Annotated in this window: 11 protein-coding genes; 6 read left to right on the top strand and 5 right to left on the bottom strand. The window is 54.3% G+C overall.

The features are described 5' to 3' along the window. Window position 1: 1 nt before the first annotated feature. From ACXAIA_RS06415 to ACXAIA_RS06405, 3 genes are all read right to left on the bottom strand, one after another. On the bottom strand, window positions 2-1,198 hold the full coding sequence (locus ACXAIA_RS06415) for an amino acid ABC transporter permease (RefSeq protein ID WP_475346120.1): 1,197 nt from the start codon (window positions 1,196-1,198) through the stop codon (window positions 2-4). A 117-nt stretch (window positions 1,199-1,315) separates the two neighbouring features. Continuing rightward, a complete protein-coding gene (locus ACXAIA_RS06410) occupies window positions 1,316-2,338 on the bottom strand; it encodes an amino acid ABC transporter substrate-binding protein (protein WP_475348609.1) in 1,023 nt (340 codons plus the stop codon). Between the two features lie 493 nt (window positions 2,339-2,831). After that, complete coding sequence (locus ACXAIA_RS06405) at window positions 2,832-4,784, bottom strand: acetoacetate--CoA ligase (protein WP_475348608.1); 1,953 nt, start codon at window positions 4,782-4,784, stop codon at window positions 2,832-2,834. 420 nt (window positions 4,785-5,204) lie between these two features. On the opposite strand from ACXAIA_RS06405, the gene moaB reads away from it, so the two are divergent. From moaB to ACXAIA_RS06380, 5 genes are all read left to right on the top strand, one after another. Next, entirely contained in the window at window positions 5,205-5,735 is a 531-nt protein-coding gene (gene moaB, locus ACXAIA_RS06400) for a molybdenum cofactor biosynthesis protein B (RefSeq protein WP_475348607.1), read from the top strand. 61 nt (window positions 5,736-5,796) lie between these two features. Further along, on the top strand, window positions 5,797-6,564 hold the full coding sequence (locus tag ACXAIA_RS06395; RefSeq protein WP_475348606.1) for a sulfite exporter TauE/SafE family protein: 768 nt from the start codon (window positions 5,797-5,799) through the stop codon (window positions 6,562-6,564). 283 nt (window positions 6,565-6,847) lie between these two features. After that, window positions 6,848-7,876, top strand: coding sequence for a cache domain-containing protein (locus ACXAIA_RS06390; protein ID WP_475348605.1), 1,029 nt, complete (start codon window positions 6,848-6,850; stop codon window positions 7,874-7,876). Window positions 7,877-8,055: 179 nt separating this feature from the next. Further along, on the top strand, window positions 8,056-8,868 hold the full coding sequence (locus ACXAIA_RS06385; RefSeq protein WP_475348604.1) for a hypothetical protein: 813 nt from the start codon (window positions 8,056-8,058) through the stop codon (window positions 8,866-8,868). A gap of 72 nt (window positions 8,869-8,940) precedes the next feature. After that, on the top strand, window positions 8,941-9,702 hold the full coding sequence (locus ACXAIA_RS06380) for an IclR family transcriptional regulator (RefSeq protein WP_475346113.1): 762 nt from the start codon (window positions 8,941-8,943) through the stop codon (window positions 9,700-9,702). 12 nt (window positions 9,703-9,714) lie between these two features. Here ACXAIA_RS06380 and msrA read toward each other — a convergent pair whose 3' ends face one another. Beyond that, window positions 9,715-10,359, bottom strand: a complete 645-nt coding sequence (gene msrA, locus ACXAIA_RS06375; protein WP_475348603.1) for a peptide-methionine (S)-S-oxide reductase MsrA — start codon at window positions 10,357-10,359, stop codon at window positions 9,715-9,717. A 169-nt stretch (window positions 10,360-10,528) separates the two neighbouring features. Here msrA and ACXAIA_RS06370 point away from each other — a divergent pair, with 169 nt between their 5' ends. Next, complete coding sequence (locus ACXAIA_RS06370) at window positions 10,529-10,867, top strand: PGPGW domain-containing protein (RefSeq protein WP_475348602.1); 339 nt, start codon at window positions 10,529-10,531, stop codon at window positions 10,865-10,867. Here ACXAIA_RS06370 and ACXAIA_RS06365 read toward each other — a convergent pair. Beyond that, a complete protein-coding gene (locus ACXAIA_RS06365; protein WP_475348601.1) occupies window positions 10,857-12,242 on the bottom strand; it encodes an SPOR domain-containing protein in 1,386 nt (461 codons plus the stop codon). The two genes, ACXAIA_RS06370 and ACXAIA_RS06365, sit on opposite strands and share 11 nt — an antisense overlap. Between the last annotated feature and the right edge of the window lie 134 nt (window positions 12,243-12,376).

Here is a 12,376-nt window from a genome sequence, read left to right as displayed (position 1 = left end):
TTTACCTCTCCACCAGTGCCATTTTCTTGTTGAACCAGTTCATAAAGAGCGAGGTCAACAAGGACAAACCAAGATAGATCGACATGAAAATCGAGATCGCCTCGATCGCCTGACCTGTCTGGTTCATGGTCGTGTTGGATACAGAAACCAGATCCGGATACCCGACAGCAACCGCAAGCGAGCTGTTTTTGGTCAGGTTGAGATACTGGTTGGTCAGCGGCGGGATCGCAACGCGCATTGATTGCGGCAGGATCACCTTGCGAAGGGCTACAGAACGGCGAACGCCAAGACTGTCGGCTGCTTCCCACTGGCCATTCGGAACGGCCTGGATACCGGAACGGACAACCTCTGCGACATAGGTCGAGGTATAAACCGTAAGGCCGATCAAAACCGCCATGAATTCCGGTGAAATGTTGTAGCCACCCCGAATGTTAAAGCCTTTCAGGGCCGGCATGCTCAGTTCGGTCGGTGCGCCACCTGCCAGATAGGCAAGGAAGACAAGACCGACAAAAATGCCAAGACCGGCAAGGAACATCGGGAAGGGCTGACCTGTCGCATCCTGACGCTTCTTGGCCCATTTCTTGACGAAATAGATCACAACGCAGGCAATGACGGCGGCAATTGCCATCAGCGTATAGGCATTATCCGGTTCCGGAACCGGCATATACATGCCGCGCGACGTCAGCAAGACGCCGGGAATGGGTTCCAACGCTTCACGCGGGTGCGGGAATGCGCCCGGGATCAGTGCGTACCAGAAGAACAGCTGCAACAGAACTGGGATGTTTCGGAACGTTTCGACATAAACGGTTGCCAGTTTGCGAACGATCCAGTTCGAGGACAGGCGTGCAACGCCAAAGATTGTCCCGATGATCGTGCACAAAACGATACCGAGCAGCGACACCTTCACAGTGTTCAGAAGACCGACCATCAGCGCCGTCGCATAACTGCTTTGAGCGCTGTATTCGATCATGGTTTCACTGATCTCGAAGGAAGCTTCAAGATCGAGGAACCCGTAACCGGTAGAGATGTTTTGTTGTTCAAGGTTGTACAGGGTGTTGGACACCAGGTACCAGCCCGCAAGAACGATCAGTCCGATTGCGATGATCTGATAGAGAACCGCACGGACATTTTCGTCATTGAGATAATCGACGAGCCCCTTGGAACGCACATCCCCCGGGGCATTTTGAGGCTTACTCATATGACCCTCAGGTGTAGATTGTATCCAAAATCAGCAAGCACCTAACGAAAAGCTCCGCCCATGCGTTCAGGCAGTGGGGCGGAGCTTCGTAGGTTCAGATAGTCGGTTTGCTAGGGATTAGCGAACCGGCCATGCATACTGCAGGCCACCATCGGTCCACAGAGCGTTCAGACCACGCTCGAGGCCCAGCTTGGCGGTAACGTTTTTCTCATAGCTTTCGCCATAGTTACCAACCTGCTTGATGATGTTGTATGCCCAAGCTTCGTCGAGACCAAGAGCTTCACCCATGCCCGGGGTTACGCCCAGCAGACGCTGGATGCCCGGGTTGGTGCTGTTTGCTTTCATGTCGTCAACATTTTCCATGGTCACGCCATACTCTTCTGCTTCAACCATTGCGGTGAAGGCCCAGCGAACGACGTCCGACCACTGTTCGTCACCCTGGGCGACAACCGGACCGAGCGGTTCTTTGGAAATGATTTCCGGAAGAATGACATAGTCATCCGGGTTTTCTGCCATCTGGGTACGGATGGAAGCAAGCCCCGAAGCGTCCGTGGTGTAAACGTCGCAACGGCCCGAGAAGAAGGCAGCGGTTGCTTCGTTGATGTTTTCGATAACGACCGGCTCGAAGGACATGCCTTTGGCGCGGAAGTAATCAGCAAGGTTCAGCTCGGTCGTGGTGCCTGGCTCAACGCAGACGGTTGCGCCGTCAAGTTCGGTTGCGCTCGAAACGCCGAGACCTTTCGGGATCAGGAAGCCCTGACCGTCATAGTAGTTAACGCCAACAAAGGTCAGACCCAGTTTCGCGTCACGGGTGGTGGTTGCAGTGGTGTTACGCGACAGGATGTCGATTTCACCGGACTGCAGGGCCGTGAAGCGCTGAGCTGCGGTCAGCGGGGTGTACTGAACGGCGTTTGCGTCACCAAGCAGTGCAGCTGCAGCTGCACGGCAGACGTCAACGTCAATACCTTCCCACTTACCTTCGGCATTGGCAGCGGAGAAGCCCGGAAGACCGGTGTTCACGCCGCACTGAACGAAACCTTTGTCCTTGATGCCGTCAAGCACGGCACCTGCCTGTGCGTTCTGCGCGGCAACGGCTGCAACGGTCATTGCGCCAGCGGCAAGGATCGTTTGAATTTTCATAAGATAGCTCCCTTGTTAGCAAAGCATTGTTTTTAGCTTTTATGCCACCCTGGATATGCACAGCCGCATATCCATCCGTCCGAAGAAGATCGGACCGCCAAATTAAGAAATTTTAGGCCGCCTTGTGTCAAGTGTGAAAAATTTGGGGCGTGAGCCGGGAGCGTGAATTGAGCGGAAAATTGAGAGTTTTTCTGCAGTTATATCCTGCGTAGTTTCACTTAGATACTTTATACAAAGCTGCGTTTTCTTCGTATATTCAAAGCGCTAGTGCGAAAACTGTCAGGGTTCCGGGTGACGTCTCGAATTGCACGAACTTTTTTTCATCAAAAGAAGGGCTCTGATCAAAAAAAGTGCACGAGTTCAGGTTGTTTAAAAAACATGCATCACTGCAGTGCGGAATCGGACTGTCATTCGTGTCATCGGTTTCTTATCTCGAAGCGATCAGCGACGAGACAGAAAAAAGCCCCGCTCTTTATGGCGGGGCTTTGGAGGATCAGGTTTTCAGTTCTGACAGATTGGAAAACAGTTCCAATGCCGTCGGGTTTGCCAAGGCTTCCTGATTTTTAACCGGTCTGCCATGGACGACATCGCGCACCGCAAGTTCGGTGATCTTGCCCGATTTGGTGCGGGGAATATCGGCAACTGCAAGCACCTTTGCCGGCACATGGCGCGGCGTGCAATTGGCGCGGATCTGTTTCTTGATCTTGTCGATCAGCGCGGTATCCAGCACGTAATTATCGCGCAGCACAACAAACAGGATCACGCGAACGTCGTTATCCCAGTCCTGACCGATCACGATCGATTCCTGAATTTCAGGCAGCTTTTCGACCTGGCGATAAATCTCGGCCGTGCCGATCCGGACACCACCGGGGTTAAGTGTCGCGTCTGATCGGCCATAAATGACCATGCCGCCATCGTCATCAAGCTCGACATAGTCGCCATGGCACCAGATGTTCTCAAACCGATCAAAATAGGCATCGTGATAGCGCGAGCCATCCGGGTCATTCCAGAACCCGACAGGCATTGAGGGGAATGGCTTGGTACAAACCAGTTCACCCTTCTCATTGCGCACCGGATTGCCGTCATCATCAAACACATCAACCGCAACGCCAAGAGCACGGGTCTGAATGACGCCGCGTTTGACCGGCAGGACAGGGGATGCCAACACAAAGCAGCCAAGGATGTCCGTGCCGCCCGAAATCGATGCCAGATGGATGTCTTCCTTGATGTCACGATAGACGTAATCAAAGCTTTCCGGTGCAAGCGGGGACCCGGTCGATGTCATGGCGCGTACCGTTGAAAGGTCGTGCGTCTCGCGTGGTTTCAGTTCGGCCTTGGCAAGGGCGTCAATGTACTTGGCCGAGGTGCCAAACAGGGTCATGCCTTCTGCATCGGCATAATCAAACAGGATGTTTCCGTTCGGATAGAAGGGCGATCCATCGTAAAGAAGCAGTGTTGCGCCCGCTGCCAGTCCCGCCATCAACCAGTTCCACATCATCCAGCCGCAGGTGGTGAAATAGAACACGCGATCACCCGGGGCGACGTCACAATGCAGGATGTGTTCGGAAACCTGTTTAAGCAGCGTACCGCCCGTGCCATGCACAATGCATTTCGGTTTGCCGGTCGTTCCGGATGAGAACATCACGTAAAGCGGGTGATTGAATTCAACCTGCTCGAAGACGATCCGCTCCGTCGGGAAGGGGGCAATGAAGTCGTCATAGCTGACAGCATTGGGAATGTCGGTGGTGTTGGTCCCGTCAAATGCGTATGCGACGATCACGACCTTTTTCAGGCTGTCGATGCGATCAACCACATCGCGCACCTTTTCGCGGATGTCATGTTGCTTGCCGTTATAATGGTACCCATCAACAGTGATCATCACGGTCGGTTCGATCTGACCAAACCGGTCAACAACCCCCTGAACCCCGAAATCGGGGGAGGCGGATGACCAGGTGGCGCCGATGGCGGCCGTTGCCAGCATCGCAATCACGGTTTCCGACATGTTTGGCATATAGCCACATACACGGTCGCCCTTGCCGACACCCTCTGCACGCAGTGCCTGTGAGAATTTGGAAACGGCAATGTTAAGCTCGGCCCAGGACAGGCGGGTTTTGACTTTGTCCTCACCCCAGAAAATCAGGGCATCGCTGTCATCATCACGCACCAGAAGGTTTTCGGCAAAATTCAGTTGTGCATCGGGAAAGAACTGCGCACCAGGCATCTTGTTGCCGTCAATCAGGATGCGATCACCCCATGTTTCTGCCTTGAGTTCGGCATATTCAATGACAGCCGGCCAGAAATGTTCAAGTTCGGACACAGACCAATCATAGAGTTCCGTGAAACTCTGAAGGTTCAGCGCATACTTTTCGTTCACCCAGTCGCGAAAGCGGGTGACATTTGCATTCTCAACGCGTTCCTTCGTCGGTTGCCAAAGCAAGTCGCTCATGATGGGTCCTTTGTTTCCTGCCGAATATACTTGGTGGTGTCGACGCATCGTTTCAGGGCGCCAATTTGGTAGTCCTTTACCGCTTTTCTAAGCGTAAAATTACACACCGGCAAGCGAAGTCACGTAGATGTGTTTAATTGGTAATACCAATTGTGAGATTTTTGATAAAGTGATTTGTTTTAAATGGTCGTGAAGTGGTTGTTCTATAGTGAAAATATGTTCATGTCTTCGAAGGGAAATTTGTTGGGTGGTGTGGTCGGTTGGCGAGTTAATTTGCTAATAAAGTATCAAATGATGCCCGTTTTTTGTTGTTTCCTGATTCGGTGTAGGCGTTGCGAGCGCTGCTGGATGTGAAAACGCTTGCACCTGTTTCAGGGCATATTAGGTTGGTGCAGCATTTCATGGGATATGGAGAGAACCGTGGCGGGAATTGACGAAAGCCAACCTTTTGTATCGATCAATATTGCGGTTCTGACCGTCAGCGATACACGTGATCTCCATAACGATACCTCCGGCGAAGTCCTTTGCGAACGGATCATTGAAAAAGGGCATCGGGTATATGAACGCGAAATTCTGCCCGATGATCAGGTCGCCTTGCGCAAACAGCTGGGGGCCTGGTGTGCAGACCGCAATATCGATGTGATCATCTCGACCGGTGGCACAGGAGTTACGGGCAGGGACGTCACGGTCGAAGCCCATCGTGCCCTTTATGAAAAGGAAATCCCGGGCTTTGGGGAGCTGTTCCGTTGGATTTCCTATCAGAAAATTGGTACCTCAACCGTTCAGTCGCGGGCAACTGCCGGCGTCTGCATGGGCACCTATCTGTTTGCCTTGCCCGGATCGACCGGTGCTTGCAAGGATGCCTGGGACGAAATCCTGACCTACCAACTCGATATCCGGCACCGGCCGTGCAACTTTGTCGAACTGATGCCGCGTCTTCTTGAGCAATAATCCTATCGGCCTGCGCGCCATCCCCGACATCCGGGATATTCACCCCAAATAAGGACTTCCGATGGAATTCATCTCGGATCCGTTTTTCTATGTTGTTGGTATTCCCGCCGTCTTGATTGCGGGTGTGTCAAAAAGTGGCTTTGGCGGCGGACTTGGTGTCGTGGCCGTGCCCCTCATGGCCTTGGCGGTATCACCGCAGGCCGCAGCTGCGATCATGCTTCCCATCTTGTGTCTCATGGACCTTGCCAATGTGTGGGCCTATCGCAAACGTTGGGACCGCCGGAACATGATCATTCTCGTGCCGGCAGCTTTGCTTGGCATTCTGATTGGCACATTGTCGTTTAGCTACCTGAACGAGGCGGCCGTCAAACTGATCATTGCCCTGATCGCGATTATCTTTACGCTCGATCACTGGCTGCGCGGCCGCAATGCAAGCAATGCCGCCGGTTCGGCGACGATTGGCAAGGGCACCATTCTTGGCACGCTCGCAGGGTTCACAAGCTTTGTCGCCCATGCCGGCGGCCCCCCGGTTTCGGTGTATCTGTTGCCACAAAAAATGGACAAGTCGATCTTTGTCGGCACGACGGTGATGTTTTTTATTATCGTCAATTACGTCAAACTGATCCCGTATGCCTTGCTTGGGCAATTTGATGCGTCAAACCTTGGGACGTCGCTGTTGTTCATTCCTGTCGCCCTGTTCGGGACGTGGTTGGGCTTGTGGGCCCATGACAAGGTTAGTGTTACCCTGTTCTACCGGGTTTGTTACAGCCTTCTGTTCCTGACAGGGATCAAACTGCTGGCAGATTCGATCCTTGCCTTCACAGCCTGAAATCCGCCCCGAAATATGATCAAACGCCAGAATTGAATGACTGGTTTTCGATTGCACGCATCTGATCTAAGTCAATGAAAGTGTGGGCCAAAACGCGCTGAGTATATCAACTCTCTATCGGTGCAACACGCGGCTTTGGGGCAGGGACGAATTCCATTATTTACGCCCAGATCGAAGTAACCTATGAGAGAATAATGCTGCAAAGATAAGCAGAATTGATGGCTGAGTAAAATGCGATCAGCAGCAGGAGGGAACTTGATGTGCTTATGGGAGCTTTACTTAAATGCCAGAAAGAATTCTGCAGGTTGCGACGGCAATGTCCGGGCAGGCCAACGAGAAAATCACTGAAATCAAGGCCGTCACACGAGCAACGCGTACACTTGCATTGAATGCACTGATCGAGGCCGCGCGCGCTGGCGAGGTCGGTCGTGGTTTTGGTGTGGTTGCCAACGAGGTCAAGGACATCTCCCAGCGGGTGACAGGGATCACGGAAGAGCTTGAAGACATGTTTCTCAAGCTTGCAAGCGACCTGGAGGAAACCGCCCAGACCGCCCGTGGCGATCGGTTTTCTGATCTGGCACGCTATGCTGTCGAATTGATGGACCGAAACCTGTTTGAGCGTTCCTGCGATGTCCGCTGGTGGGCAACCGATGCGGCAGTCGTCGATGTCTGTGAAAACCCTCAGGAGGAGGCGATTGCCCAACGCGCGTCGCAAAGGTTGGGCGTTATTCTTGATTCCTATACGGTGTATCTCGATCTCTGGGTGGCGGACAAAAACGGTAACATCCTTGCCAATGGTCGCCCGGATACCTACCGGCTGAACGGCCAGAATATTTCTGACCAGGCATGGTTCCATGAAGCATTGCGCTGCCGCGATGGTGGACATTATGCCGTGGCCGATGTCGAACAGAATCCATTGCTGAACAATGCGGCCACCCCGATCTATGCGACGGCCGTGCGCAAGGGCGGTGCCGTCGATGGTGAAGTTATTGGTGTGATGGGTGTTTTCTTTGACTGGGAAGACCAGGCGCCAATGATCGTCAAGGCCCTGAATTTCAGTCCCGAGGAACGGGAACGCACACGCGTGATGCTGGTGGATTCCAATAATCGGGTTCTTGCCGCGTCGGATGACAAAGGTGTCCTGAGTGAAAAGGTTGATTTGCGCGTCGATGATCCAGCACGTGGGGCGTATCTGCTTGATGATGGGTCGTTGGTGGCCTATGCCCTGACACCGGGTTACGAGACCTATGAAGGTCTTGGGTGGCGCGGCGTGATTGTTCAGGCGCCCAGAGCCGTGAACGCCAACGCCTAGTCAATAGCGAGGCTTTCGGCCATCCCAGATTAAGATAAAGCGGGCAGTCCAACGGGCTGCCCGTTTTCTTTTGAGCGGTTCAAAGCCGTTTGCGCTTGCCTGTCTGCGTGAAACCGGATACCGATGTTGTCACTTTGTTGATAAGTTGTCATCGTTTGTCGAGTTGAAGGATAAGGCAGTTGGAACTGATCCTTGCCAAGATTGCTGTATCGATTGGGACAGTTCTGGGATTATCTGTGCTTGCAGAGCGAGCTGGGCCGCGTGTGGCCGGTGTTTTGTCCGGTTATCCCCTTGGAACCGCTATTCTTTTATACTTCATTGCGGTCGAGCAGGGCGTCGCCTTTGCCAGTGTAAGTGCGGTTTACACCTTACCTGGCCTGATTTCGACGCTGACATTTCTATATGCCTATTTTCTGGTGTCCCGGCGATGTGTGGGCTTGCCGGTTATTCCCCAAATTCTGCTGAGTTCAGCGGGCGCATTCGTGACATATATCGCGGTGTCGTGGTTGTTTCAGCTGGCGCCGATGAGTTTGACCCAGGCGGCCATCATTCTTTTGGTTGCGATCTTTGTTGCGCTGGTACTGTTTCGCAAGATCGAGAACGTGCGCATTCTTAATCGCGTCCGCCTGACAAAGGGCGTTGTGTTGCTGCGTGCCGCACTGGCGGCGATCATTGTGCTGTTGATCAGCGGTATGGCGGCCTGGATCGGGCCAAGGTGGGCCGGGTTGTTATCGGGCTTTCCGGTCACGCTTTATCCGATGATGCTGATCCTGCATTTTTCCTATGGCGCCGAAACGGTTCATACCGTGATCCGGAATTTTCCGCGTGGGATGGGGGCGCTATGGATATACATTGTTGCAGTGACCCTTGGTTATCCTGAGCTCGGGCTTGTCTGGGGAACGGTTTGCGCCTTTGTTGCCGCGACTGTTTATCTGGTCAGTTACTCCACTTTCGTCTGGATGCGTCAAAAGTCCGTGCAAGCCGCACGATGATCTCCTAACATTCAGAGACAACATGACAATGATGGTCGGGATAATCGACCACTTGCAGGGAGAAGTCGCTGAATGCAGCAGGTCCAGTCACTGGTCAGAGCATTAAGCATCCTCAACGCGCTTGCCGAAAGCGAAGACGGGATGACTCTGACCGAAATTGCGCAACAGGTGAAGTTGCCGCCCTCAACAGCCCATCGGCTACTGACCACCATGCAACATGAACGCTATGTGGCGTTTGACGGGGAACGCACACTGTGGTTTGTCGGGGTGCAGGCCTTTAGTGTTGGCAATGCCTTTACCAAGAACCGGAATCTGAGCCAGATCGCCCGGCCTTACATGCGGGCCTTGATGGAAGACAGCGGTGAGACCGTCAATCTTGCTGTCGCGGATGGTGGGGAGGTCATCTTCCTGTCGCAGGTCGAATGCCGTAAAATGATGCGGGCACTGGTAACGCCGGGCCGCCGTGCATTGATGCACTGTTCGGGTGTGGGCAAGGCCCTGTTGGCGTTCTTGCCAGAAGAAGAACTGAATTCCGTTGTCGCCCAGCACGGTTTGCCAAAGATTACCGAGCGAACCCTCATCACCCAGAGCGCGCTGGAACAGGATCTGGAACGTTCCAGACAACGCGGTTATGCCCTTGATGACGAAGAGCACGCGGTTGGTTTGCGCTGTGTCGCCGGTGTTGTCCGCGATGAGACGGGCCTGCCAATTGCGGCCCTGTCGCTTTCGGGGCCGGCCGCACGCATTCCCAACGATCACATTGAACAACTGGGGCTTAAGATCCGCAGGGTTTGTGCGGATCTTAGTCGGGAATACGGCGGCAAACCGGTCTGATTACGGTCTTTGTTACATGCCCGGGCACGAAACGCCAGTACCACCAAGGCCACAATACCCGTCCGGGTTTTTGTGAAGATATTGCTGGTGGAAGTCTTCGGCGTAGAAGAATTCCGGCGCCTCGGTGATTTCGGTTGTCACATCACTCTGACCAGCAGCTTTCAGGGCGGCGTTATATTCTTCGCGCGACTTCGTCGCAGTCTGTTGCTGGTCAGCCGTGCGGGCATAAATGACGGACCGATATTGCGTTCCGACATCATTGCCCTGGCGCATGCCCTGCGTCGGGTCATGGTTTTCCCAGAACAGCTTCAATAGCGCTGCGTAAGACGTCACGTTCGGATCAAAGACAACCATGACTACTTCGGCGTGACCTGTCATGCCGCTGCAGACTTCGCGGTATGTCGGGTTCTTGGTGTAGCCACCAGCATAGCCAACAGCCGTGCTGTAAACCCCCGGTGCCTTCCAGAACAGGCGTTCGGCACCCCAGAAACAGCCCATGCCAAAGATCGCAATTTCAAGATGTTCAGGGAACGGTCCCTTCATCGGATTGCCTGTCACCACATTGGCATCTGCAACGGGCAGGGCCTCGTCGCGGCCAAGCAAGGCGGTGTCGGCGGTTGGCATTTTCGGTTTGTCGGCTTTTAGCACGGAGAACATGTCGTTTTTCCCGTAGAATTTTTTGCGTTCATGGGTGCAATGTACTCCAGACGCGGACAATAGCAATTCCCCTCTTGATCAAATGTCTTTGAACATTCTTTTGGCAGGGCTTTGCATCGTCTGGATAATCCACATTCAAAGTCGGTGGAACTGCGCGGTAGGGTTGGCTTTGCGCAAGCTTAAGCATTTGCAATCAATGGGTTTGATGCTTGCAGGCGTGGTCTGTTTGCTGATCGGGTTGGTGTTTTTGCCGCTACCACCACCATTTTTTGGCATGGTCTTTATTGCGCTTGGCATCCCGCTGCTCGCGGCGGGCTCAAAACGGACAAGACGGTTTATCCAGCATCTGCGTTGGCGCTACTACCGACACAACGCCAAGATCGAGTATCTGTTGGCAAAAATGCCCGGCTTTGTCCGAAGGCACGGCCGAAAAACCCGGCCGGATGGACTGATGCGGTCACGCAAGATGGCGGCATCAGCCAAGCAACGGCAAACGCTTAAGGGGTAACACGGCGCACAAGGCAATCAGTACCGGCAGATTTCAGGGTGTTACACGCCCGCGTCGCTTCCGAAGAGGATCCATACATCCCCGTGAGCAAGCGGAAAAACAAACCTTTGCCTTCAATCGCAATACTCACAACTTCATGATCGGCCGTGGCAAGCATGCCATGGCGAGCGTTCTGGAACTCCGACCAAGCGGTTTCAGCTCTACCGCGTGAGCGATAGGCGGCCAGCTGAACAGCATAGTAAGGGGCGTTCGCCTGCGTTGCTGATGGTGCGATTGGTTGTTGCGGCACCTGAGCTGGCGCAGGGGCACGGGCAGGAGCAGGCGTTTGCGCCGCGGTAATCGGCAGTTCGATCATCGACGCGGCTTCTGGTTGGCGATCAACGACATCAAGCTCACCCTGTTCGACCGGGCGGCTGTTTGAGGTGACGCGAACACCGGTATGCTCGGTCGTCGCGGCGTCACCGGCAATAGTCGGTGCTTCAAGCACAGGTGCCGGGCGTGCAGAGGCGGCCGGATCGGGCGCTGCGACCGGCGCCAGTTTTGCAACGGTATCCGCAGGCGGTGTTTGGGCAGGCACTGTTGCCGATGATGCGGCAGATGCCGCCGTTGCCCGCGGTGTCGCAGACGGGGCAGGGGAAGATGCCGGCGCAGCAGACGTCGTGCGCCGCTCAACCCGCGTCAGCTGGGCTGTGTTGTCGCTGACTTCCATTTCCATGCGTTCCACGGTCGTGGTCGGTGCTTCCGGCTCAGCCTCGACAACCCCGCCGGTCTCATAAAATCGGCGATCTCGCTCGACTTGCGGCGGGTCGGGTAATTCCGGGCCTGGGGCAACCGTTGCTGCGGCGACAACTTTGTCAATTTCTGCGGAGCGCGCATATTCAGGCGATGCCGCGTCAAGCGCGACAAGCCGTCTTTGCGCGAGGGAATTGATACTGCCCGACAGACGGACACCCTGTCCGCAATCAAGATCAACTTTCATGTCAGGTGGTGTTGCGGTCAGCCAGACATAAAGTTTGCGGGCGTTTTCGTAGTTTCCGTCCATGTCATAGGAAATGGCCTGCAGCAGGTTTTCCTGCGGACTGCCATCCAGTGAAATGGGGGCAGACGCGCCATTGCCGCCTTTCGCTGTGCCGGGCAAGTTTCCGTTGCCGAAAAACAGCCCGCAGGCTGCGCGGTTAAAGGTCGCCTTTTCGGTCGCGGTCGCCTGATTGGTTGATGTCGCGCTGATTTCTTGCGGCGATGATGATGACCCTAACCAAAGCCCGGACAGATCATCCGTACTGCAGCCAGCAAGAAGCGGCAGGAGAGCTGCGGCAGTGAGCCATCGCCAATTGCGGCGTGGATTGTTTCTTGTTGTCGCAGACCTGATTTTCACGCTTCACCTGATCATCACTGTATCAGGGAAAGTTATATCTTTCCTTGGCAGCAAAGACAACTGTTGCAAACAGGAGGACTGTGATCAGGTCTGCTGGAAAATCAGGAAGATAAAGAAGCCGACGGCGGCTCAAA

This window comes from Thalassospira sp. ABL2_045 (assembly GCF_056161285.1).
The sequence above is the reverse complement of the archived record's forward strand: the minus strand, read 5'-3'. Positions and strand labels throughout refer to the sequence as shown.